22 protein-coding genes and 1 tRNA gene are annotated in these 23,435 nt (G+C 67.5%); 9 read left to right on the forward strand and 14 right to left on the reverse strand.

The features are described 5' to 3' along the window. On the reverse strand, positions 1-573 hold a 573-nt coding region (locus ACTXPP_RS04265), incomplete at its 3' end, for a DMT family transporter (protein WP_443341070.1). 34 nt (positions 574-607) lie between these two features. Next, entirely contained in the window at positions 608-1,051 is a 444-nt protein-coding gene (locus ACTXPP_RS04270) for a hypothetical protein (protein ID WP_443341072.1), read from the reverse strand. Positions 1,052-1,079: 28 nt separating this feature from the next. Here ACTXPP_RS04270 and ACTXPP_RS04275 point away from each other — a divergent pair, with 28 nt between their 5' ends. Then, a complete protein-coding gene (locus ACTXPP_RS04275) occupies positions 1,080-1,292 on the forward strand; it encodes a DUF2268 domain-containing putative Zn-dependent protease (RefSeq protein ID WP_443341075.1) in 213 nt (70 codons plus the stop codon). Positions 1,293-1,330: 38 nt separating this feature from the next. Here the strand turns inward: ACTXPP_RS04275 and fepB are convergent, their stop codons facing one another. Continuing rightward, positions 1,331-2,380 (reverse strand): Fe2+-enterobactin ABC transporter substrate-binding protein, encoded by a 1,050-nt coding sequence (fepB, locus tag ACTXPP_RS04280; RefSeq protein ID WP_443341078.1) that lies wholly within the window; start codon positions 2,378-2,380, stop codon positions 1,331-1,333. 148 nt (positions 2,381-2,528) lie between these two features. Between fepB and ACTXPP_RS04285 the strand changes: the two genes are divergently transcribed. The 4 genes from ACTXPP_RS04285 (at position 2,529) to ACTXPP_RS04300 (ending at position 7,735) form a co-directional block, all read left to right on the forward strand. Beyond that, positions 2,529-4,574 (forward strand): siderophore-interacting protein, encoded by a 2,046-nt coding sequence (locus tag ACTXPP_RS04285; protein ID WP_301524949.1) that lies wholly within the window; start codon positions 2,529-2,531, stop codon positions 4,572-4,574. Positions 4,575-4,761: 187 nt separating this feature from the next. Beyond that, complete coding sequence (locus tag ACTXPP_RS04290; protein ID WP_301496062.1) at positions 4,762-6,036, forward strand: aspartate kinase; 1,275 nt, start codon at positions 4,762-4,764, stop codon at positions 6,034-6,036. A 41-nt stretch (positions 6,037-6,077) separates the two neighbouring features. After that, positions 6,078-7,109, forward strand: a complete 1,032-nt coding sequence (locus ACTXPP_RS04295) for an aspartate-semialdehyde dehydrogenase (protein ID WP_443341081.1) — start codon at positions 6,078-6,080, stop codon at positions 7,107-7,109. Positions 7,110-7,264: 155 nt separating this feature from the next. Further along, positions 7,265-7,735: a universal stress protein gene (locus ACTXPP_RS04300; RefSeq protein WP_301496066.1), complete on the forward strand. Its 471-nt coding sequence runs from the start codon at positions 7,265-7,267 to the stop codon at positions 7,733-7,735. 60 nt (positions 7,736-7,795) lie between these two features. Here ACTXPP_RS04300 and ACTXPP_RS04305 read toward each other — a convergent pair whose 3' ends face one another. From ACTXPP_RS04305 to ACTXPP_RS04340, 8 genes are read right to left on the reverse strand one after another with little or no spacing between them, the layout of a single operon-like run. After that, entirely contained in the window at positions 7,796-8,812 is a 1,017-nt protein-coding gene (locus ACTXPP_RS04305; RefSeq protein WP_301496068.1) for a ferrochelatase, read from the reverse strand. Positions 8,813-8,822: 10 nt separating this feature from the next. Then, entirely contained in the window at positions 8,823-9,590 is a 768-nt protein-coding gene (locus ACTXPP_RS04310) for an RNA polymerase sigma factor (RefSeq protein WP_443341082.1), read from the reverse strand. 29 nt (positions 9,591-9,619) lie between these two features. After that, complete coding sequence (locus ACTXPP_RS04315; RefSeq protein ID WP_301496072.1) at positions 9,620-10,036, reverse strand: Na+/H+ antiporter subunit G; 417 nt, start codon at positions 10,034-10,036, stop codon at positions 9,620-9,622. An 8-nt stretch (positions 10,037-10,044) separates the two neighbouring features. Then, a complete protein-coding gene (locus ACTXPP_RS04320) occupies positions 10,045-10,323 on the reverse strand; it encodes a cation:proton antiporter (RefSeq protein WP_301496073.1) in 279 nt (92 codons plus the stop codon). Further along, the gene (locus tag ACTXPP_RS04325; protein ID WP_301525317.1) at positions 10,320-11,507 is read right to left on the reverse strand and encodes a Na+/H+ antiporter subunit E; all 1,188 of its coding nucleotides are present in this window, start codon (positions 11,505-11,507) and stop codon (positions 10,320-10,322) included. The genes ACTXPP_RS04320 and ACTXPP_RS04325 overlap by 4 nt, the downstream gene beginning before the upstream one ends. Further along, positions 11,508-13,151: a monovalent cation/H+ antiporter subunit D family protein gene (locus ACTXPP_RS04330; RefSeq protein WP_301496078.1), complete on the reverse strand. Its 1,644-nt coding sequence runs from the start codon at positions 13,149-13,151 to the stop codon at positions 11,508-11,510. Further along, positions 13,151-13,576: a cation:proton antiporter subunit C gene (locus tag ACTXPP_RS04335; protein ID WP_301496080.1), complete on the reverse strand. Its 426-nt coding sequence runs from the start codon at positions 13,574-13,576 to the stop codon at positions 13,151-13,153. Before ACTXPP_RS04335 ends, ACTXPP_RS04330 begins: the two co-directional genes overlap by 1 nt. Beyond that, complete coding sequence (locus ACTXPP_RS04340) at positions 13,573-16,626, reverse strand: DUF4040 family protein (RefSeq protein WP_443341085.1); 3,054 nt, start codon at positions 16,624-16,626, stop codon at positions 13,573-13,575. The genes ACTXPP_RS04335 and ACTXPP_RS04340 overlap by 4 nt, the downstream gene beginning before the upstream one ends. A gap of 243 nt (positions 16,627-16,869) precedes the next feature. On the opposite strand from ACTXPP_RS04340, the gene ACTXPP_RS04345 reads away from it, so the two are divergent. Further along, positions 16,870-18,057 carry an HtaA domain-containing protein gene (locus tag ACTXPP_RS04345; protein WP_443341087.1) on the forward strand — a complete coding sequence of 396 codons (1,188 nt, stop codon included), beginning with the start codon at positions 16,870-16,872 and terminating at the stop codon, positions 18,055-18,057. Between the two features lie 188 nt (positions 18,058-18,245). On the opposite strand, the gene ACTXPP_RS04350 is transcribed toward ACTXPP_RS04345, so the two are convergent. The 3 genes from ACTXPP_RS04350 to ACTXPP_RS04360 form a co-directional block, all read right to left on the reverse strand. Next, positions 18,246-18,319 (reverse strand) — tRNA-Pro (locus ACTXPP_RS04350). 105 nt (positions 18,320-18,424) lie between these two features. Further along, positions 18,425-19,333: a metallophosphoesterase gene (locus ACTXPP_RS04355; RefSeq protein WP_443341179.1), complete on the reverse strand. Its 909-nt coding sequence runs from the start codon at positions 19,331-19,333 to the stop codon at positions 18,425-18,427. A 125-nt stretch (positions 19,334-19,458) separates the two neighbouring features. Then, positions 19,459-21,675 (reverse strand): transglycosylase domain-containing protein, encoded by a 2,217-nt coding sequence (locus tag ACTXPP_RS04360; protein WP_443341089.1) that lies wholly within the window; start codon positions 21,673-21,675, stop codon positions 19,459-19,461. Between the two features lie 546 nt (positions 21,676-22,221). On the opposite strand from ACTXPP_RS04360, the gene ACTXPP_RS04365 reads away from it, so the two are divergent. From ACTXPP_RS04365 to ACTXPP_RS04375, 3 genes are all read left to right on the forward strand, one after another. Continuing rightward, a complete protein-coding gene (locus ACTXPP_RS04365) occupies positions 22,222-22,677 on the forward strand; it encodes a WhiB family transcriptional regulator (protein WP_443341091.1) in 456 nt (151 codons plus the stop codon). Positions 22,678-22,771: 94 nt separating this feature from the next. Continuing rightward, positions 22,772-22,924: a Sp36 family protein gene (gene sp36 / locus ACTXPP_RS04370; protein ID WP_301494693.1), complete on the forward strand. Its 153-nt coding sequence runs from the start codon at positions 22,772-22,774 to the stop codon at positions 22,922-22,924. A gap of 3 nt (positions 22,925-22,927) precedes the next feature. Beyond that, positions 22,928-23,389, forward strand: coding sequence for a RidA family protein (locus ACTXPP_RS04375; RefSeq protein ID WP_301494695.1), 462 nt, complete (start codon positions 22,928-22,930; stop codon positions 23,387-23,389). The last annotated feature ends 46 nt before the right edge of the window (positions 23,390-23,435 follow it).

Consider the following 23,435-nt stretch of genomic DNA (forward strand, 5'->3'; position numbering starts at 1 on the left):
GGTGAACTGGTCGACGACCGTCTTCGCCAGGACGGCCAGATAACCCATGATGGCACCGGTGATCGTGCCCAGGAGCAGGGCGCGACGACGCAGGCGCTGCCGTGAGGCGAACCAGGCGAGGGCGATCATCACCGCCGCACCGATGGCCAGGGCGATGATCCACCGGTTCAATGGTGGGGTCGTGGTGCCCGGTAGTGGACGTCCCCACACCACCAGCACACCGACGGCAGCGGTGAGGATGCCGGCCCATGCCATCTCCTGACGCGATACGTGGCGACCGTCGAAACGTGCGGCGAGCGGCAGGGTGAACATGAGGGAGAGGACGAGAACAGGTTGGACGACCAGCAATGTTCCGAATCCCAGGGCGATCACCTGGAAGCCATAGGCGGCCAGCGCACATGCCACACCGGCCCACCAGCGGCGACGGGTGATCGCGGCGAGGACCGGGAGACGGTAGGACGTGTCGGGATCACCCGAGGTCTGCTCGGCGACCTGGTGACGGAGGATGGTTCCCCAGGCGACGGTCAGTGCTGACAGCAGGGCGAAGACGACAGCCAGGAGGTTGCTGTGCATCATCGAGACTTCAGAGTAGTCGACCGGAGTCGAATCATCGCTGCTCTTGACCCTCACGTCGCGTGAGGGTCAAGCGTCCGCAGATATGACCACGAACAACAACGAGAACAAGAACACCACCATCACCGTCCTGGACACCGCCCAGTCGTTCCGCGAGCTCGTCACCGCCCCGGTCGCCGACCGGCCGGACCTCGTCCGCCGCATGTGGGAGCCGATGGCCGGCATGTTCCGCTTCTTCCCCGGGGGAGCCCAGGCCGTCGACATCGCCGAGATGGACCGGCACAGCGTGTCCTTCGACTGGAGCGGCGACACCACAGCGTCCTACGTCGACCGCATCCACCACGCGATCGACCTCATGGCGGACGTCTTCGCCGCGGAACTCTACGGTGAGGTCGGCTACACCCACTTCATCGACCCGGTCGCGCTGGAGGACGGGGACGGCACTGGCCCGGGGGCGGACCGAGGAGATCTTCGCCACGGTCACCGATGCCCTCGACACGACCGGAATGCAGAACTTCACCGCCTGGATCCACGGGGACGCCAGCGCCAGACTGTTCGGCGTCGACCCCGTCGGGGTACCGACCGGCGCCGGCTATGCGGTCGGTGCCCGGATCGTCCGGAACTACCTGGCGGCGACGGGGACCACGGCGGCCCAGAACGTGCGAACCCCCGCCGACCGCATCATCGCGGTGGCGATGAGGGACGACGGGGGACGGTAGGACGGTGAGTCTCACCAGGTGTCGAGGGTCCTGTGGAACTACTCGCTGAAGAACTCCTCGATGGCGTCCAGCATCAGCATCGCGCTGTAGAAGTCGATGCGGAAGGTCTCGGCACCGAACTCGAAGACGCGGTCCGTCTCGACGGCGTAGGTGCCCTTCGCGGCCGGCTGGTTCTCCAGCTGGTCGGCGACGGAATTGCCCGGGTCGGCGTTGGTGGCGAAGACGGTCTTGCCGGTCAGGCCCTTGTCCAGGTTCTCTGCGGTGACCTGGACGACGTCGGTGCGTCCGGCGTAGTCACCGTCGGTGCGTGCAACTCCCTCGCCGGGAACGTCGAGGTCCCAGCCCAGCTCGGTGAGGATACGGCCCTGGGCGGATGCCTCGGTCATGAAGTTCACGTTGCCGTCCGCGGTGGGCAGGACGAACTGCACCGGCTGCTCCGGCTCCTCGATGTTGCCGGTGACCTCCTCGGCGCGGTCCTGGAACTCCTGGATCGCGGCCTCGGCCTCGTCCTCGTGACCGGTGATCTCACCGAGCTGGGTGGTCACCTCGGTCCAGTCCTTGTCGGAGTAGTCGATGACGACGGTCGGGGCGACGTCCTGCAGACGCTCGACCAACGGGACGGCAGTGTCCGCACCGAAGGCGGAGACCACGATGAGGTCCGGGTCCTGGCCCACGATCTTCTCGAAGTCCGGCTCCAGCTGGCCGATCTCCTCGACACCGCGCTCATCGGCGATCTCGGCCCACTGCTTGAAGAAGCCCTTGTCGTCGGAGGTCGGGCCGGGGGTCGCCGCGCCGGAGGCGATCACCGGGGCGTCGATGGCCAGCAGGCTGCCGGTCAGGGTGGCGGCGGTGGAGACGATGCGCTCGGGCTGCTCCGGGATCTCGACCTCTTCGGTCTCGTCGGTCGGGTTGCCGTTGGACACGGCGATGGAGTCGACGGTGCGCGGGAAGTCGCCGGAGCTGGAGCTTCCGGAGCCGTTCGACGAGGAGTCGTCGGAGTCGTCGCTGCAGGCGGCGAGGCCGACGGCGAGGCCGGCGGCGGCGATGACGCCGATGACGCGGCGTGCCAGGGTGGGTCGGTGATGCACGGTCTCTCCCTTGAAATGGTTGGGTCGAGGTAATCCTAACCTGATGTAGTGTGCCAATGGAACAGGACTACCCAGGAAAAGCAATGCTAACCTAGCGGCTGCCCCGCGGCAGTGACACCGCCGCATACCGTCATGAAGGGAATCCACTGTGCCACGAATCAGCCGAGACGCCGACGTTTACCCGATCACCATGCGTGAACTGGAGGTTCTGCGTGTCGAGGACGTCAGCCCCGGCATGCGACGGGTCGTCTTCGGCGGGGCGGGGCTGCTACCGCACACCCGCGACGGTGAAGACATCCCCGGTATTGTCTCGGACGGCTTCGACGACGATATGCGGGTCATCTTCCCGCACCCGACCACCGGCGAGCGGCCGTACCCACCGTCATTGGGGGACGGACGCCTCGACTGGAACGCGGAGGTCAACGACCTCTTCCGGACCTACACGGTGCGCTCCTGGTACCCGGAGGCCGGCGAGTTCGGCGAACTGACCGTCGACTTCGCCCGGCACGGCGCCGGCCTGGCCGAGGACTGGTCGGCCACCGCGGCCGCGGGCGACAAGGTGTACGCCGCCGGGCCGAAGAACTGCGCTTCGCTGCCGGTGCACACCGACCGGCTGGTACTGGTCGGCGACGAGACCGCTCTGCCGGCGATGGGTCGCTGTCTGGAGGAGGTCCCGGAAGGTCACCCGGTCACCGCGGTCATCGAGGTCGCCGACCGCGCCGATATTCAGGACGATCTGTCGCAGGTCGCCTGTGCGTCGACCCTGGACCTGCGCTGGGTCGTGCGCGCCGAGGGCGGGGACTTCACCGAGGAGATCCTCACGGTCGATCTGGCGGGGGAGCAGGACACCAAGGGCACCGCGTTCGTGTGGGCGGCCGGGGAGTCCGGCCGGTTGAAGAAGGTGCGCCGGTGGATCAAGGACGCCGGGGTGCCGCGCGAGCATGTGCAGGTCACCGGGTACTGGCGCAAGGCGGCCGTTCCGGCTGGTGCCGCTGATGCTGGGGTGGAGGGTGCTGAGCCCGCGGCAGGGACGGACGGCGCTGGTGCTGGTGTTGGCGCTGGTGCGCCAGCGTCCTCGAGCATGTCGCCGCTGATGGCACTGCACGAGATGTCGGAGATCACCCCGGGCCTGGCGCTGATGACCGCGGCGAACCTCGGCATCTTCGAGGCGGTGGACGACGCAGCCGACGCTGACGCAGCCGGTGCCGCCCCGGTCGCCGCCGTGGCGGAGGCAGTGTCGGTCGCCCCGGAGCTGCTGGTCCGTTTCCTGCGCTACCTGGAGACCATGGACCTGGTCGAGCTGGTTCTCGGCGACGGGTCGGGCAACGGGCCGGCTGACAGCGCCGGTGTCGCCGGGGTTCGGTTGACCATGCTCGGCGGGGAACTGGCCGACCCGGACGGCCTGATTGCCCGGATGGCCGGGCCATCGGCGGTCAAGGTGCTGTCCTGGCTGCACCTGGAGGAGGGGCTGCGCACCGGCCGTCCGGTGACCATCGGTGCCACCGGGCAGGACTGGACGGCGCTGCGGGCGTCCGACCCGAGGATCGTCGAGGACTTGTCCGACGGTGAAGCCACCCGCGCCCAGTGGGTCGCGCCCGCCCTGGCGTCCGGTCTGGAACAGCTCACCGAGATGGTCGGTGAGGTGTCGAGCATCGCGGTGGCCGGTGCCGCCGAGGGTACCGCTGCCGCGGTGTACGCCGATGAACTGCTGCGCCACGACGCGTCCCTGCAGGCTGTCGTCCTGGACCTCGACGGCAACCACGGATCCGACCCGCAGCGACTCCTCAAGGAGATCGGCGAGGGTCGACGGGACCGGTGTGAGGTGCGTGCCTGGACACCCGGTGCCGATGCTGGTGCTGCAGCCGAGACTGCCGGGACTGTCGAGACTGCCGACTCTGTCGATGTTGTCATCCTGATCGACCCCTTCGCGACCGTCACGGCACCTGAGCTCCCTGCCCTGTTCGCCGCCGCCGGACGCACCGGACGGGCGGTGATCGTGGTCAGCCAACTGCTCGCCGAGAGTGGCGACGACGACCACGACTACGAGGAGGACCTCACCCGGCTGTTGACCACCGGTGGGGCCGTGCCGACGAAGCGAGACCTGGCGAGGGCCATCGCCGACGGTGGCCTGCAGGGGGTCGGCAGCCGACCGGTCGGCTGGGGCAGTCACGTGGTCGTCGCCGTGGGGTCCTGACGGCAACCGGCAGCCCCTGACTGCCCCGGTAGTCCCCGGCAACCCCTGACAACCCCCGGGGCGGGTCCAGCACAAGCCCGGTCTACCCTGGGCCGACCCTGCTCAGGTAGTCTGAGAAATCGCGCATGCGAGAGACCGCGAACCCCGGTGCCACCGGGTAAAGGTGGAGCAAGGAGAGCAAGGAACAGTGGCCCTGATCGTCCAGAAGTACGGCGGATCGTCGTTGGAGAGCGCCGAGCGCATCCGACGCGTCGCACAGCGGATCGTGGAGACCAAGAAGCAGGGCAATGACGTGGTCGTCGTCTGCTCCGCAATGGGCGACACCACCGATGAACTGCTCGACCTCGCCAACGAGGTCAACCCGGTGCCCCCGGGACGTGAGATGGACATGCTGCTCACCGCCGGTGAGCGCATCTCCAACGCCCTGGTCGCCATGGCCATCGCCTCCTTCGGTGCCGAGGCCCAGTCCTTCACCGGCTCCCAGGCGGGCGTGATCACCACCGAGCGGCACGGCAACGCCCGTATCGTCGACGTCACCCCGGGCCGGGTCCGCGAGGCACTCGACCAGGGGAAGATCTGCCTGGTCGCCGGCTTCCAGGGCATCAACCGGGAGACGAAGGACGTCACGACCCTCGGCCGTGGCGGCTCCGACACCACCGCGGTCGCGCTGGCAGCCGCCCTCAACGCCGATGTCTGCGAGATCTACTCCGACGTCGACGGCGTCTACACCGCCGACCCGCGCATCGTCCCCAACGCCCAGCGTCTGGACCACATCTCCTTCGACGAGATGCTGGAGATGGCCGCCGTCGGTGCCAAGATCCTGATGCTGCGCTGCGTGGAGTACGCCCGCGCATTCAACGTCCCGCTCCGAGTCCGATCGTCATTCAGCAACGAGCCCGGCACCCTGGTGTCCGGGTCAATGGAGGATATTCCCGTGGAAGAAGCAGTCCTGACCGGTGTCGCCCACGACCGTTCCGAGGCGAAGGTGACCGTCCTGGGCATCCCTGACAAGCCCGGCGAAGCCGCCCGCGTGTTCCGTGCCCTGGCGGACGCCGAGATCAACATCGACATGGTGTTGCAGAACGTCTCCTCGGTGGCCGACAACCTCACCGACATCACCTTCACCTGCCCGCGGGAGGACGGACCCCGTGCCGTCGAACTGCTCAAGGGACTGCAGGGTGGCGAGGAGCACCAGAAGTTCGGCAAGCTGCTCTACGACGACCAGGTCGGCAAGGTGTCCCTGGTCGGCGCCGGCATGAAGTCCCACCCCGGTGTGACCGCAGATTTCTGTGAGGCACTGCGCGACGCCGGCATCAACATCGAGCTGATCTCCACCTCCGAGATCCGTATCTCCGTGCTGCTCCGCGACACCGATCTCGACGCCGCCGTCGCCGCCCTGCACGAGCGTTTCCAGCTCGGCGGCGACGAGGTGGCCACGGTGCACGCCGGCACCGGCCGCTAGTTTCACCACGCACTACACAGGTTCACCAGAAAGGTTCACCGATGACCACTCTCGCCATCGTCGGCGCCACCGGCCAGGTCGGCCGCGTCATGCGCGACATCCTCGAGACCCGTGACCTCCCGCTGGAGAAGGTCCGTTTCTTCGCCTCCGCCCGCTCCGCCGGCTCCGAGATCGAGTTCCGCGGCGGGAAGGTCGTCGTGGAGGACGTCGCCGCGACCCCCACCGAGGAGCTCAAGGGCATCGACATCGCCCTGTTCTCCGCCGGTGGCGCGACCTCGAAGGAGCACGCCCCCCGCTTCGCCGAGGCCGGTGCCACGGTCGTCGACAACTCCAGTGCCTGGCGTAAGGACCCGGAGGTCCCGCTGATCGTCTCCGAGGTGAACCCGGAGGACGCGAAGAACACCCCGAAGGGCATCATCGCCAACCCGAACTGCACCACCATGGCGGCGATGCCGGTGCTCGGTGCGCTGAACGCCGAGGCAGGGCTGAAGCGTCTGCACGTCTCCAGCTACCAGGCGGTCTCCGGTTCCGGCCTGGCCGGGGTCAAGACCCTGGCCGACCAGGTCCGGGCGAACCTCGAGGTGCTGGAGCAGCTGGTCACCGATGGTTCGGCGCTGACCGCCGGGGACCTGGGGCCCTACGTGGAGCCGATCGCCTTCAACGCCCTGCCGTTGGCCGGCAACCTCGTCGACGACGGATCGTTGGAGACCGATGAGGAGCAGAAGCTGCGCAATGAGTCGCGCAAGATTCTGCACCTGCCGGAGCTGCCTGTGGCCGGAACCTGCGTGCGGGTGCCGGTGTTCACCGGTCACACGATGACCATCCACGCCGAGTTCGACTCTGAGATCATCCCGGAGCGTGCCGAGGAGATCCTCGCCGGTGCGCCGGGTGTGCAGGTCACTGCCGTGCCCACGCCGCTCGCTGCGGCTGGCGTGGACGAGTCCCTGGTGGGACGCATCCGCCAGGACCAGTCGATCGAGGACAACCGGGGCCTGGTGCTGGTGGTCTCCGGCGACAACCTGCGTAAGGGTGCTGCACTGAACACCATCCAGATCGCCGAGCTGCTGGCGTAGTTTTCCGACCACCCCCTGGTTCCGCCGCCGCTGTCACTGACAGTGGCGGCGTTCTTCTGTCGCTGCGGTCGGATCATCGCCACCGCCATGTCGTCCCCTCGATCCGTAGGCTGGGGAAAGAACTGGTAATTCAGCGGATCTGAAAGGGCAGGAACATGACCAAGATCATTCTCACCGGGGTTGATTCGAGCCGGACGGCGTTGCTTGCGGCGGAGAAGGCCGCTGACCTCGCGGCGAGCTACGGGGGTGCTCTGCACATCTGCTCGGCCTACAGCAAGGCCAGTGAGGACGCGCTCGAATCGGCCCGGTCCAGCAGTGCGAGCCGAGTCACGTCGGAGTCGCTCGACAAGCTGACCGCAGGTCTGTCGAAGGCGGCACAGGATGTCGCGGAGTCCGTCGCCGATGTGTTGCGTGAGTCATACCCGGAGCTGACCATCGAGGTGAGTGCGGCGGCGGGCAGCCCGGCCGATGTGCTGCTGGCAAAGGCAACGGAGCTGGGCGCGGACGTCATCGTCGTGGGGAACAAGCGTGTCCAGGGGGTGTCCCGGATCCTCGGCAGTGTCGCCCGCAAGGTCGCTGCCGAGGCCACGTGTGACCTCTACATCGCCCACACCACCCAGCGCTGACGGCGAACGACTGACGGCAAACGACCCGGGCCCTCGTGCGGATCCGGGGGTCGAACCCCGCTATGCCTCAGGCAGGTCCGCCCAGTGCTCGCGGACCAGCTCGAGGACCAGGCGGGTGAACTCAGGGGTCAGCCCCGGGGTGCCGGACCGGACCATGGTCAGTCCCAGCTCGGCGGCAGTGTCCGCGGCCTCATTGTCGAGGTCCCACATGACTTCCATGTGATCGGTGAGGAAACCCACCGGGCACAGGACGATCCCGCGGCGGTCGGCATCCGTGCCGGCACGGACACCGCTGGTCTCCTCAAGGTGATCGCAGATGTCCGGTTCCAGCCACGGGATGTGTGGCGGGCCGGAACGGGACTGCCAGACGAGCTCCACAGCGGGATCTTCGCCGTCGGCAGCGGCGAAGGAAGTGCCCGCGCGGATCGCCTCGGCCGCGGCACGCACCTGCCCGGAGTAGCTCTGGCCACTGTCGGCGGCGGAGGCTTCGTCGGCGGACACCGGAATCGAGTGGGCGGTGAACAGCAGGCGGGCGTCGTCCTGCAGCTCGGTGGGTAGCGCTGCGCGGGCCCTGTCCACCAGACGGGAGAATCCGGCGTGGAACAGGTCTCGGCCGTGGAACGGCGGGATCTTCGTCATCGTCGGCGGTGTGATGCCGGCGTCCCGGCAGGACTGCAGTGCCCGCTGGATGTCCTCGCGGTACTGGAGGTCACCGGAGTAACCGCCCCACGCGGAGGTGGCTAGCACGACGACGTCGGTGACCCCGTCGGCGACCATCTGCTTGGTGGTGTCCTCGACATACGGCTCCCAGTTACGGTTGCCGAAGTAGACCGGAAGATCCTCACCGGAGATACCGCGGGCGGCGATCTCCGCGCCGAGGTTGTCGATCATCTCCAGGTTCTGGTCGTTGATCGGGCTCTTGCCCCCGAAGCGGTAGTAGTGCTCGCCGACCTCGGCGAGTCGTTCCCGGGGGATGCCCCGTCCACGGGTCACGTTCTCGAGGAAGGGGACGACGTCGTCCTCTTTCTCGGGCCCACCGAAAGACAGGACGAGCAGTGCTCTACCAGTTGCAGACATGCAGAACAGTCTACCCCCAGCGCATGCTGGAGGACGTGCCGTGCTGGGCATCCGGGGGCCCGGGGGCAACCCCCGGGTCGTCACTTCCGGTGAGTCCTGCAGTCCCCCCGGAACCTCCAGCACTTCCGGGACTCCCGGCGGCCAGCAGGTCGGCGCGGGCACGGGCGACGCGGGAGCGGATCGTCCCGACCCGCACGCCGCAGATGTCCGCGGCCTCTGCGTAGGTGTGGCCCAGGATCTGGGTGAGAATCAAAGCCTCCCGGCGCTCCTGGGCGAGGTTGTCGAGCAAAGTGCGGGCGTCGACGAGCTCGGCCCACGTCTGTCCGCCGGTGGTGTCGGGGGAGACGGTGTCACGGGTGGCGTCCTCCCACTGTTCGGCGGACTTGCGGGGCCGGGCCATGTCATGACGCACGCTGTCGACCCAGGTGTGCCGGGCCAGCGCAAGGATCCAGGTACGGGCCGAGGACCGGGCGGCGAACCGGGGCAGTGCCTTGATGACCCGCAGGTAGGTTTCCTGGGTGAGGTCGTCGGCCCGGTCGGTGTCGGCGAGGTGGGCGAGCAGTCGCCACACGTCCCCGTGGGTGGCCTCGATGAAGTCGGTCAGGGCCTTGCGGTCACCTGATGCCGCGCGCAAGGCGAGGTCGGTGACGTCCGCGTCCCCCGGACGGGAGGCGCCGGCGGAGCGGCCCCGTGACGGCTCGCTGGGCGCCCCGGCCGTGCCGGCAGAACCGGTGGAGCTGGAGGCGTCGCTGGAGGACACGGGGAAAGGAAAGCGCACACCCCCGAATCTAGCACTCTTCCGTGCGGTCAGGATGACTCCTTGGCCCGCTCACCACCGGAGAGCGGCACGGTGTGGTCCCACTGCGTGGCATGCAGCGCCCGCCCCAGGACGTAGGAGCCGGCAGCCTGGACGACCAGCAGTGCAAGAACCGCGACGATGGCCCTGACCAGGTATCCCCAGACGAATCCTTCGGTTGACCAGGAGTTCACCAGGTCAGCCATCACCAGCATGGGAATGCCCATGCCGAGGGCGGGGCCCAGCATGTTCACCTGGCTCAGTGCGTCGGGCGCCAGGTACATGGCGACGGCGGAGACGAGGATGAAGATCGCACCGGTCAGGGCGAGGATGCCGGCGATGATTGCCGGGACCCAGCCGATCTCGGAGAATTCCTGGACCTCCGTATCGGCGGCGAGGAGGGTGAGGGTGGAAGTGTTGGTGACCATGGTTTCTGCTACCTCCTGCCACGGGTGATGATGCGGGCGAATGCCATGGTGCTGATCGCACCTCCGAATCCGGCGAGCATGACGACGTCATAGGTGATCGCGGACCGGACGAACAGGCAGTAGACGAGGAACCCGGCGATGACGGTGAGGAAGATCATGTCGGCCAGGACGGCCCGTCGGGCGTCGTTGCGCGTCGACACCGCACGCCACAGCACGAGCGACATGGCGACCGCGACGATGGCACCGGCCATCCCGGCGAAGATCCAGAGCAGTTGGGTGGGTGTCATTTCTTCCCGTCCTCTGTTGTGGTGTGCGTGGTGTCCGTGCTGGCCGGGGGTTCCTGGGGGGCAGCGTCCTTCGTACTTTCCGCGCCTTTCGCGCCCTTCGCACCCTTCGGGTTCAACGGTGGTACCGCTGTCCCCCCGGCGGATTTGCCGCGGCTCTTGCGGTCGCCACTGAGGTTGAGGTTCGGGTGGGGGAGCCGGGAGCGAACCTCCAGGGCGTTGACCAGGGAGGCGATCGGGGCGGTTCGGCGACCGGACATCGACCGGCTGGACGACGCGTCGGTCGTCGCGGTGGGCGGGGCAGCACCGTCGGCGAGGGCACTGACTCCGCCGTCGGCTTGCGGGGCGACACGGGCCGGGTCGATGCCGGAAGCCTCGTCGTCCTCCTCGTCCTCGTCCTCGAGCGTGAGCGGGGGAGGACTGAGCTCCTCGGCGAGCTTCCGGCGACGCCGCTCCTCCTCCTCCTCCTGGGCCAGACGGCGGCGTTCGTCGGCAGCTTTGCGGGCGTGTTCCCGGGCGATCTTCTCCCGCTGCTCGCGGTTGAGGTCGTCGAGGTCATTCTCGTCCAGGGCGTCCTCCTGCCGCATGATCGCGGCGACAAACGCGGCGGCGTGCGGGGTGGAGTCGACCTTCTCGATGTCGAAGGTGCCATCGGCACTGGCGCGACCACCACGGTTGCCTCGGTAACCACGGGGACCGGGGACGCCGCGCTCGACGAGGTGTTCCACGTCGAACTCGATCTTCTTCTTACGGACGGAGGGCACCAACTTGGCCTCCATCTGTGCGAGCCCGTGCAGCAGTTCCTGCGGGTCGGCACCGTACATGGCGTGGACCGCCACGAAGCGCTGGACACGGGTCAGCCCGTGGGTGCGGAACTCCGAGGTGGCGACGGACGCGGCGTCCATCAGGTTGCGCTTACCGGCGGCAGCGTCCTCGTCCACCTCCTTGGGGCCGGTGACACCCAGGGCGAGGGTGCCCGGGGTGATGGTGATCGAGGTGATGAAGGCGGCGATGTCACGCTCGCGGGTGAGCCGCAGCGGATAGTAGACGATCACCGGGGCGATGTGACGACCGGTGGTGAACGTATCGGAGGCCATGATCAGCGACTCTTTGATGATCTGACCGACCAGCCAGACGCAGTAGACGATGATGTGCCAGATTCGTTTGAGTGCGTATGTGAGCTTCATCTACTGCTCCGCTTCGCTCGTCGAGTGGGCCAGACCGTACTGCTCGGACGGCAGGACGACTCCGATGCCGTCCTCCGGATCACCCAGGACGGCATGGACGTAGGGGGTGGTGTCGGTCAGGGACCTGGCCGCATCATCGGTGATGTCGCTGATCGGGCCGATGAACAGGAACATTCCCAGGCTGAGGACCATCATCGCGGCGCTGGGCAGGGTCGTCGAGCCGCGGACCGCGAGGCTGGGGTCCATGTCCTGTTTGTCCATCGGCTTGCCCCAGAAGCACTTGCGCCAGACGTGCAGCATGCTGAGCAGCGCGCCGATCGAGGCGATGATGATGGCACCGACTCCGACCCACACGGTGGGCCCTGCGTCACGGACCATGGCGAAGATCAGCATGAGCTTGCCCCAGAGTCCGGAGAACGGCGGGAATCCGATCAGCGACAGTGCGCCGGCGGCGAAGACGGTGGAGACCAGGGGGTCGCGTCGCATCAGGCCGGAGAGTCGGCGCAGGCGTCCGGTGCCGTAGGTCTCCTCGATGGCTCCCGAGGCCATGATCAGTGCTGCGGCGGTGATCATGTGGTGCAGCATGTAGAACACCGCGGCCGAGAGCATGAGATCGGAGTTGCCCGACAGGAACGCCAGGCCGACCAGGATGAACGGGATGCCGTTGACCATCTGGTAGGACATCACCCCGCGCATCGTGGTCTCGCCGAGGGCGGCGTAGCCACCGATGAGCATGCCGATGACGGCGAAGACGAGGATGGCCACCGCCCAGCGCTGGTCGCCCTCGAAGATGGTCATGAAGATCCGCAGGATGGCGTAGACGCCGACTTTGGTGTGCAGACCGGAGAACAGGGCCATCACCGAGGGCGAGGTTGCCCCGTAGGCCCGTGGCAGCCAGGTGTGCACCGGCGCGGCACCGGCCTTGACCGCCAGGGCGATCAGCACGACACCGAGTCCCAGCCAGAGCTGCCACTGGGTGCCGTGGATGCCCTCGGCGAAGCCACCGGCCTCGGCGCTGCCGCGGGGGCCGGCTGCCCCGGCGAGCGAGGCGATGTTGGTCGTGCCGACGACACCGTAGACCAGGGCGACTCCGGAGAGCAGGGTCAGGGAGGTCACCAGGTTGACCAGGATGAAGGTGCGGCCGGCTGCCAGTCGTGCCCAGGTGCCGGACATGGCCAGCAGGCCGAAGGAGGGCATCAGCATGACCTCGATGAACACGAAGAGGTTGAACAGGTCGGCGGTGAGGAAGGAACCCCACACGCCGGCGAGCAGCATCAGCGTCATCGCCGGGTAGAACCGGGCCTTGGACTCGCCGACGGTCTCGGCGAACCAGGTGGCGGTCAGCGCGACGATGGAGGTGGTGACGATCATGACGGCGGAGAGCGTGTCCGCGACCAGGGGAATGGAGACACCGCCGACGAAGTCACCGATGTTGTGCGCGACGACCGTGGTCTCGCCACCGCCGCTGACCTGCAGCAGCAGGAGGACACCTGCGACGATGCCGAAGACCGGCACAGCCAGTCCCAGCAGTCGGCGGAGGAAAGCCCATGGCAGCGCGGCGGCGAGGCCGGAGGCCAGCAGTGGGACGACGACGAACAGGGCGAGCAACGCACCGAGGGCGTCGGGGTCGTTGAGGAAGCTCATCAGTAGTCCTCCTCTCGTTCACGTCGGCGCTGGGCCTGGGGCGAATCTTCGTCGATGTGCAGGGCGGAGCGTCCCACGGTGTCGAGGGCGCGGAACTCGCGGCGGGCGCGTTCGACGTCCTCGGCCGAGCGGGTGTCGTCGTCACGGCCCAGGGCGGCCATGGCCAGCATGACGGCCGTGGCGGCCATCGAGATGACGATGGCGGTCAGGACGAATGCCTGGGGGAGCGGGTCGGCGGCGTCCGCCGCCGCAGTGCGGTCGGCCAGTGGGTCACCCCGCCAGGCGCCGATGCCGGTGGCCAGCAGGAGCAGGTTCACCCCGTGGCTCATCAGTGTGGTTCCGATGATCACGCGGACCATTCCGCGTTGCATCACCATGTACACACCTGCTGCGACCAGCAGTGCGATGATAGCCGCGATCATCATCGGTCCTCACCGTCCTTCCCTGAGTTCTGTGCTGCTGTGGTCGAGCTCGTTCCCGGCTTGGCTTCCGGGCCGTCTGCCGGGCCTGTGCCCGAGGAGCCGGTGGTGGCGGCGATGGGTGTCTTCGACGTCGCCTTCTCGACGGGGCTGGCTTTCAGCGGTTTCCCGGGTTCAGCGCCCGGCCGTCCCCGCCCGCCGAGGGTGTTGAGGACGATGACCACGATGCCGATCACTGCCATGTACACGCCGCCGTCGAAGAAGAGCGATGAGCTGAAGTGCTCACTGCCGATGTAGAAGTGGATCGGGGCGAGGAAGCTGCCCTCGGCGAAACCGACGAGGCCGGTCACCACGGCGAGGATGATGCCGCCGCCGACGAGCTGGTAGCCCAGGTTCTTGCCACCGATCGTGCGGGCGGCGGGCTGGACCAGGTACCAGAACACGAGGCCGAGGGCGAGCATCAGGGCGGCGAGGAAGCCACCGCCAGGGGCCTGGTGGCCGCGGTAGAAGGTCACGAGCGAGTACATGATCAACACGGCGAGCATCGGCCAGATGATCTGTCGTCCCAGGATCGAGTTCAGGTGGGTGCTCCGCAGGTACTTGGAGTAGAAGGGTGCGAGCTCCGGGACCTTGTGCACGTCGGGGAACTTGGTGGACCCCTCCTTGCGGAAGAGTTCCGAGGTCGAGCCGGGGCCGTAGCCGGGCACCGGCGACTTCGGCACCGAGCTGACGATCGCGGCGATGACCAGGCCGGCCATGCCGAGCACCGACAGCTCGCCGAGGGTATCCAGTGCGCGGAACTCCACGAGGATCGTCGCCACGATGTTGTTGGCCTCGGAAACCTCCGGGGACTCGGTGATGTACCACTCAGCCAGCTCAGGCCGCGGGTGGCGGCCGACGAGCAGCCAGACACCCACGAAGACGACCAGGCCGACCATGGCGGCGAGGGTGACGGCGAACTTCGTGCGGTTCTCGCCTTCCTTGAGGAACAGGCGGGGCTGGTTCCGGACGACCAGCATGAGGAACACGGTGACGATGAACTCGACCATCAGGTTGGTCAGCGCGACATCCGGGGCACCGAGTGTCAGCATGATCCAGGAGACACCGACACCGGCGACGCCGACGAGGATCACCGAACCCATGCGGGAGCGGGTGGAGATGATCGCCATGGTCACCAGGAACATGATCAGCAGGCCAGGGATGTCGCTGATCTGGTCGATGCCGTGTTCACGCGGGGGGAGCTCGCCGATGAACTGCAGGCCACCGGGCCCGAAGAAGGCGGCGATGGTGAGCACCAGGATCATCGCGAAGATCCACAGCAGGTGCGCGTTGGGGCTCAGGGTGTTGCCCAGTCGGCTGACCAGGCGGCCCCACCGGCTGGCCAGGCGCAGTGTGAATGCGATCAACTCGTTGCCGGTGAAGGGGAAGAGCCGGTGGTCCTCCAACCAGTCGGCCATGGGCTGACGTCGGGTCAGCAGCAGGCAGCCGACGACCACGACGGCGATGGTGATGAACAGTGGCAACCCGAACCCGTGCCACAGGGCCAGGTGGGTGTGCGACTCCCCGGCCCCGGTGGAAGCCACCACGGCGTCGATCGGGCCATCGAAGAATCCGAGGACGGCGACGAACGGCAGGGACACCAGGCCGGGCAGGACCGCGGGCAGCCAGAAGGACACCGGGGCCTCGGTGACCTCGCCACCGTCGAGCCGGGCGTTGTCCTCGGGGGCGGCGGAACCGGTGTCGATGAAGGCGCCAATGATGTACTTCGCCGAGTACATGAAGGTCGCCAGCGAGCCGAAGCTGGCGGCGATGAGGAGGACGACCTCGGCCCCGGTGGCCAGCTGGGAGTCGGTGAACGCCTCGAGCATGCCTTCCTTGGAGACGAAGCCGAGCAGCGGCGGCAGGCCGGCCATGCTGGCCGCGGCGATTGCGGCACCGGCGAAGGTCCACGGCATGCGACGCCAGATCGACCCCAGTTCGCGGATGTCACGGGTGCCGGTCTGGTGGTCGATGACACCGATGATCATGAACAGGGAGGACTTGAACAGTGCGTGGGCGGCGGTGTGGACGATGGCGGCGGCGATGGCCAACGGGGTGCCGATACCGATGGTCGCCACGATCCAGCCCAGCTGGGAGACGGTGGAGTAGGCGGTCAGCCGCTTCAGGTCGGTCTGCTGGAAAGCGAACACTGCGGCCATCACGGCGGTGGACATGCCGACGATGATCAGCAGCAGGTTCCAGACCAGGACGTCGGAGAAGATCCCGCTGAAGCGCAGCAGCAGGTAGATACCGGCCTTGACCACCGCGGCAGCGTGCAGGAAAGCGGAGACCGGGGAGGCGGCGGCCATGGCCTCGGGCAGCCAGACGTGGAACGGCAACTGGGCTGCCTTGGAGAAGCCAGCGATCGCGACGAGGACGGCGACGATGGCAGTCAGTGTGGTGTTCTGCGACCAGACGTCGCTGGCGAGGATCTCGGAGAGATTGGTCGTCCCGGTGTGGACGACGGCGATGCCGAGGGCTACGAGCAGGCTCAACCCGCCGGTGAAGGTGAGGATCAGGGTCCGCACCGCACCGGGTTCACCGGTGTGCCCGGCCCGGGCGATGAGGAAGAACGACGCCAGGGAGACAAGCTCCCAGCCGATGAACAGCAGGGCGACGTCGTCGGAGAGGAAGAGCAGGACGACCGAGAACATGAACGCCGTCATCAGGACGTAGAAGTTCATGATGTGCTCGCCATGGTGCAGGTAGCGCGCGGAGTAGGTGAACACCGCCGTACCGATGACCAGGGCGAGCAGTGTGAAGAACAGGCCCAGCGGGTCCATGCGCAGGGCGAATTCGATGTCGCCGCCGCCGGGGACGATCCCTTCGAGCCAGGTCGCGGAGAATGTCGCGTCCCGCCCGTCGATGATGCTGCCGGCATCGGCGAGGATGTAACCGGCGAGGGCGGCGAACACGGCGGCCAGGATCCAGCCGGTGTTGCGGTCGAAGAGTTTGACCAGTATCGGAGTCAGCAGAAGCGCGACCGCCAGCACAACGGGAATCACGATCAGGGTCACGGGATCACCAACACCTCACTTTTTTTTTGGGAATGGTCCTCGGAGAGGGGATGGTGAACGTGATTCATGCACCGACGACCTCATACAACGTGCTCCACTTTAACAGGAGAGGCGGACACGATGACGTGCCGGGTTGGCGCCCTTTGCTGGGGCCCTAGTGATGCACGTGACGATGCCCTGCGGGGGTGTGCCAGATCTTCGGGATGCCGTCGAACCGAGTCAGTGCAGGCTAAGTTTATGCTCATGACTGTTTCACCCGTGTCCCCTGAATCCTCTGTCGCCTCTAATGCTCCGCCCGAGAGTCCCCGCCGTCCCCGCAGTCCCCGCCGTGCAGCTCTCCTGGTTGTCGGCGTGATGGGCGTCGTTCCCCTGGCCACAACCATGGTGGTCACCGTGCCCACTGCCGCAGCGTCCCCCGTCGTCCCGGACAATCTCCCGGTGTTCCCGGACGTCACCCAGGACCCGGAGATCACCGTCACCACTGCCGACGGTACCCCGGTCACCGCGGACACCGTGGTGCACCGCGGCGACGTCCTGTACGTCCACGGCACCGGTTTCTCGCCGGAGGCCAACCGCGGCGGCTTCCCCATGCCGGTGCCGCCTGGCGTGCCGAACGGGGTGTTCGTGCTGTACGGGGCCTTCCCGGACGGCTGGCGGGCCAGCGAGGGTGCACCGGAGGAGGCCCGTACTCACCCGCATGACCGGATGGCCTGGGTGATGCCGGATGCCTCGCTCAACGCCGTCCCTGACGTCCCGATCGACATGCGGCGCACCATCGCCCGTGAGGCACAGACGATGAACCAGGACGGTTCCTTCACCGCGGAACTGGTCGTCGACCCGCCGGAGGAGACCGCCGGTGACAACTTCGGTGTCTACGTCTACGCAGGTGGCGGCTCCGTCAACGCCGCCGAGGAGATCTACGTTCCGCTGGCATTCTCCGAGGAGTCGGGGCCGAACACCCCGCCCCCGTCGGCCCCGGACCTGTCCGTCGATGCCTCGGTGGTTGCCGCGGCTGCTGATGCCGCCGGCGGAAAGCTCAACGCGAAGGACGGCGCCCTGGACCTCGACGGCGACACGGTGAGTTTCACCCGTGACACCGACGCCGAGGATGCGGCGGGCGACGGTACCGTGCGCTACCGCGGTGCGGTCCACGTCACCGCCCGCTTCTCTCTGGTGGATGTGGCGGTGAAGGTCCCCCGGATCGAGCGCCGGGGCGACCGGAACGTCCTGACTGCGTCGGTGTCCACCCCCTACAATGCGGCGACGGACACCATGCGTCGGGTGGAGATCGGGCAGTTGCCGGACGGTGTCGTCGTGGCTGACGGCACGGTGGCGCCGGGGTGGTACCCGGTCACCGCAGGGATCGACGGAGCTCCGGATGCGGTGTCGGACGCAACCTCGGTCACCGTGGGGCACATCCGGCTGGGCTGATCGGCGGCGTCCTCGTCACTGTCACTCCCGCTCCCGGGTGGTTTTCCGTGTCCAGAACCACCCGGGAGCGGGAGTGACAGTGACAGCGACACCCCAACACCCCACGCTGCCCCCATTAACCCCACCGGTCGTTGAACACGAGAAAACCCTCCGGCCTGCTGGTGCAGGCCGGAGGGTTCCTCTGGCTGTCGGGGTAGCGGGATTTGAACCCACGACCTCTTCGTCCCGAACGAAGCGCGCTGCCAAGCTGCGCCATACCCCGGTCTGGAACGGCACGGTTTCCCTTACGGGTTGCTCCGTGTCGCAACAGATAAGGACTATAGACGGCCACTGGTGTCGCTGGCAAAACGCCTGCGCAACAAGGCCTCTAGTCGGCCGGGCACTCCACGATGTGCAGCAGCGTCGCCGACGGGCGGCAGAAGGTGCGGAAGGGGACGTACTTCGAGGTGCCCAGGCCGTTCGTCACGTGCAACCACATACGCTCCGACCAGCGGGACAGGCCGAACACGCGTGCCCGGTCGATACCGCAGTTCGTCACGATGGCCTTCCCGCCGGGCAGGCAGAGCTGCCCGCCGTGGGTGTGGCCGGACATCATCAGCTGGTACCCGTCGGCGGCGAACTCGTCGAGGACGCGGGGCTCAGGGGAGTGGGACAGGCCCAGCGCCAGGTCGGCGTCGGGGTTCGGTGGCCCGCCGAGGCTGTCGTAGTCGTCGCGGTCGAGGTGCGGGTCTTCCACACCTCCGACAGCCAGACGGAACTTCCCGACGGTGAAGTCCACCCGCCGGTGTGTGGCGTCCTCCCAGCCGTGTTCGATGAACGCCGCACGCATCCCCTTCCACGGCAGCTCGACATCGCTGGGTTCGTTGCGCTTGCCGAGCAGGTAGTTGAAGGGATTGACCGGGTGCGGTGCGTAGTAGTCGTTGCTGCCGAAGATGAAGACGCCGGGGCGGCGCAGCAACGGTCCCAACGCCTTGAGCACCGAGGGCACGGCCTGCTCCTCACCGAGGTTGTCACCGGTGTTGACCACCAGGTCGGGGTTCAGTGCGGCGAGGGAGGCCACCCATGCCTGCTTGGTCTTCTGGTGGGCCAGCATGTGCAGGTCGGAGACGTGCAGGATGGTGAACCCCTCCCGGTCCCGGTCGGACAGGGTGCCGGGCTCCAGGACCGGGACGGTCACTTCGTGCAGTCGGAAGGCGCGGGTTTCCGCGAACGCGGCCGCGGCGATGCCCAGGCCGACCGCACCGACCGCACCGACGGCGTTGGCGATGGTGCGCATCAGGCCGGTGGCTCGGCCGGTTCGGGTGGACGGGGCTGCGTTGTCAGTGGATGCGCGAGTATTCACCGTCGCCAGTGTACTGGCGTGGCAGCGACGGCCTCGTCGTCCTCGCCGTCCTCGCCGTCCTAGTTGAACTCGTCGAGGGTCATGTCCCAGCCCTCGCTGTTCCAGTTGCCCTGATTGCTCGAGTCACTGGAGCTGCCGGAGTTGTTCGAGCTACTGGAATTGTTCGAATCGCCCGAGCCGCCCCCGGTGGCCTGGCGGTACCGCGCCGGGTTCCCCCGGTCGTAGTCGCGGTTGTAGCGGGGCAGACCCGGGCCGCCGTAGTCCCCGACGATGCTGTCCATGGTGTTGAAGAAAGCGCGGGCCGGCTCATTGCCGCCGAACAGGTTGCCGTCGCCGCACTGGCGCAGCGGGGAGCTGCACAGCGGGGAGGTCTGGGAGCCGTCATTGAAGGCGTAGGTCGCGCCGGCCAATCCCGGGGTGAAGCCGAGGAAGGCGGCCGAGAGGCTGGCCTCGGTGGTTCCGGTCTTCGCCGCGACCGGTCCACGCCAGCCGGCGGAGCGGGCGGCTGCGGCGGCGGTGCCGTCGGCGACGTCACCACCCATACCGTTGGCCAGGGCGTCGGCGACCCCGCGGTCGATGGCCTGTTCACAGTCCGGGGTGTCCAGGGCGACATCCTCCCCGGCGCTGTCGGTCACCGACAGCACCGGCGAGGGCTCGCACCAGCGGCCGCTGTCGGCCAGGGTGGCGGAGACATTCGCCAGTTCGACCGGGTTGACCTGCAGCGGGCCCAGGACGAAGGAGCCGAGGTTGGCATCGGTGATGAAGTCGGCGATCGAGGTTTCCCCGTCGTGGCTGCCCTCGGCGGCATAGGACCGCAGGCCCATCTTCACGGCGATCTCCGTCATCCGTTCCGTGCCCAGCTGTTCGGCCATTCGGACGAAGGGGGTGTTGGGACTGGTGGCCAGGGCCTCGCGCAGGGTCATCTGGCCCTTGAACTCGCCAGCGTTCTCCACGCAGTACCGGTCGGGCGGGCATCCTGGCGCTCCACCGCTGCCCATTCCGGAGACGTCGAGCCGACGCGGGACGTCCAGCATGGTGTCCAGGCCCATGCCCTTCTCCATGGCAGCTGCGGCGGCGAAGATCTTGAACACACTGCCCGCACCGTTGCCCTCGGGGGAGTGGGTCAGTGGCAGGACGGTCTGGCCCGCCTCGGCGTCGAGCCCGTAGCGGCGGGAGGACGCCATCGCCACGACCTCGTGTCCGTCATCGGTGGGGGCGATGTAGTTGCTGGTGAGCGAGACGCCCGGGGCGGCGGGGTCGGCTTCGTTGCGCACTGCGGTGGCCGCGGCGTCCTGCGCCACCGGATCCAGTGCGGTGCGCACGGTGTAGCCACCGCGGGCGAGTTCCTCGGTGTCCAGGTCGTGGTCGGCGAGGTAGGACAGGACGTAGTCGCAGTAGAAACCGGCGTTGCCCGCGCCGATGCACCCGTTGGGTGCGGAGTTCGGGGAGTCGCCGACACCGAGGGGCTCCTCGCCCAGCCGGGCGCGCTCCTCCGGGCCGAGGTCACCGGTGTCGACCATCGCGTCCAGCACGGTGTCACGACGGTCGAGCACCCCGTCCGGATTGCTGTACGGGTTGAGCAGCGAGGTCGACTGCACCATACCGGCGAGCATGGCGGACTGGGGGACGGTGAGTTCGGCGGCGGAGGTTCCGAAGTAGGTCCGGGCGGCGGCCTCGATGCCGTAGGCGCCGTTACCGAAGGGGACGAGGTTGAGGTAGCGGGTGAGGATCTCGTCCTTGGAGTAGGTCTCCTCCAGGTTGATGGCCATCTTCATCTCACGCAGTTTGCGGGCGACGGAGGTCTCGGTCGCTGCGGCGCGCTCGTCGTCGTCGGCGGCGTCGATGAGCAGCAGGTAGTTCTTGATGTACTGCTGGTCGAGTGTGGAGGCGCCCTGCTCCACCCCACCACTGGAGAGGTTGGCGGCCATGGCGCGCAGGGTGCCGCGGACGTCGACACCGTCGTGCTCGTAGAAACGACGGTCCTCGATCGCCACGATGGCCTGCTTCATGGGCTCGGCGATCTCGTCGGATTCCACGAGGTAACGGCGTTGGTCGTACAGCCGGGCCAGGACGCCGCCGTCGCGGTCGGTGATGGTGGTGACCTGTGGCAGCGACTGGTTCTCGTCAATGTCGGCCAGGTCGTCGTCGATGGTTTCGGAGCCGGCGGTGACGGCCACGCCGACGCCGCCGACCAGCGGGACGATGGCGACAGCCGTCAGCGCGCCGATGACGATGACGGCGAGCATGAGGTAGGCCGCGTTCTTGAGATAGCTCACACCACAACAGTATCCGATGGGGTGGTGTTCGACGGGGTGGTAGGAGGGTCGTGCCGTGGCCGGGTGATGTGAGCGTCTGGTGGGGAGCCCTACGGGGAACGGGGGTGATGTTCGGGGGTGGTATGTTCGGGAGGGGGACAAAGGCGGGTGATTTTGGCGACTGAATGTTATTGGACGCCAATGGCGGGGGCGGTGCGCGTCGGGGCTCAGTTGCTTCAGGGCAAGGAAGCACTTGTGAATCACTTGTTTATAACTGTGTAATGACCTGCAATTACAGCCATCTTGCTGCGCGGATTCGGGTAAGTGGTGTAGTGGGCGGCGGGGGGAGTGGTGGTCTATCTGGCCGGGTGCCGCACGGAGGGAGGGCGGGGGGGGAGTGTCGCATCTAGGTGATGTGGCCCACACTTCCGCGAAATGTGTGCGATTCGACACTTCTAAATCTGTGTGAATACACTTAGCCGCAGTTTCCGGTGATCGCTTCTGAGAGTTATCGCCACAGGCGCCGTGGTTCAATCCCCGGCACCCCTCGATAGTGAAAAGGACATCATGACCGCATCTCTCCGAACCCCAGTGGATATGACCGAGGTTTCGGCGTCCCGTGCCGCAGCGACCCGCACCGCAGGCCGCACGACGGGCCGCGGCGAGGCTGCCAACGACGTCCGTAGCGGCAGCCAGGGAGTAATCCACCGCACCGCCGCCCAGATCACCACCCGCGAGTCCTTCAACAACCGTGGTGAGTGGATCACCCAGGCGCACTGCCGCGATGTCGACCCCGAGGAGCTCTTCGTCAAGGGGGCAGCCCAGCGCAAGGCCGTGGCGATCTGCCGTCACTGCCCGGTCGTCCTGCAGTGCCGCGCCGATGCCCTGGACAACCGCGTCGAATTCGGGGTGTGGGGCGGGATGACCGAGCGTCAGCGCCGTGCCCTGCTCCGCCAGCACCCGGAGATCGACAGCTGGGCCGACTTCTTTGCCGGTCAGCTTGAGGCTTCCCAGTCCGCCTAGTCCCCATTAGCAGGACAAGCAGGACCAGCAGGACAAGCAGCAGAAACGCCTCCGACGCCAGTGGGGTCGGAGGCGTTTCCCTATACTCGGTCCCATGACTCAATGGGAATACGCCACCGTGCCACTTCTGACCCACGCCACCAAGCAGATCCTCGACGGCTGGGGTGAGGACGGGTGGGAACTCGTCTCCGTTCTCCCCGGCCCCACCGGTGAGCAGCACGTCGCCTACCTGAAGCGGGAGAAGTAACGCATGACCAGCACCAGCGTGACCGCACGTCTCGCCGAACTCGGCCTCGAGCTGCCGGCCGTCGCCGCCCCCGTGGCGGCCTACGTCCCGGCCGTGCAGGCCGGCGAATTCGTCTACACCTCCGGACAGCTGCCCTTCGTCGACGGGGCGCTCCCGGCCACCGGCTCGGTGGACGAGGTCACCGCCGAGGACGCCAAGGGCTACGCCCGCACCGCCGCCCTCAACGCCCTGGCCGCCATCGACGCCCTGGTCGGCCTCGACTCAGTGGTCCAGATCGTCAAGGTCGTCGGCTTCGTCGCCTCCGCCCCGGGCTTCGGCGGACAGCCCGGTGTCATCAACGGTGCCTCCGAACTGCTGGGAGAAGTCTTCGGTGACGCAGGTGCCCATGCCCGCAGCGCCGTCGGCGTCGCCGAGTTGCCACTGGGCAGCCCGGTCGAGGTCGAACTGATCGTCCGGGTGAAGTAGTAGTCCCCGAACTGCGGCCCCGGCCCCGTGGTGGTGACATCTCACC

This window comes from Candidatus Corynebacterium faecigallinarum (genome assembly GCF_052264515.1).
GTDB lineage: Bacteria > Actinomycetota > Actinomycetes > Mycobacteriales > Mycobacteriaceae > Corynebacterium > Corynebacterium faecigallinarum.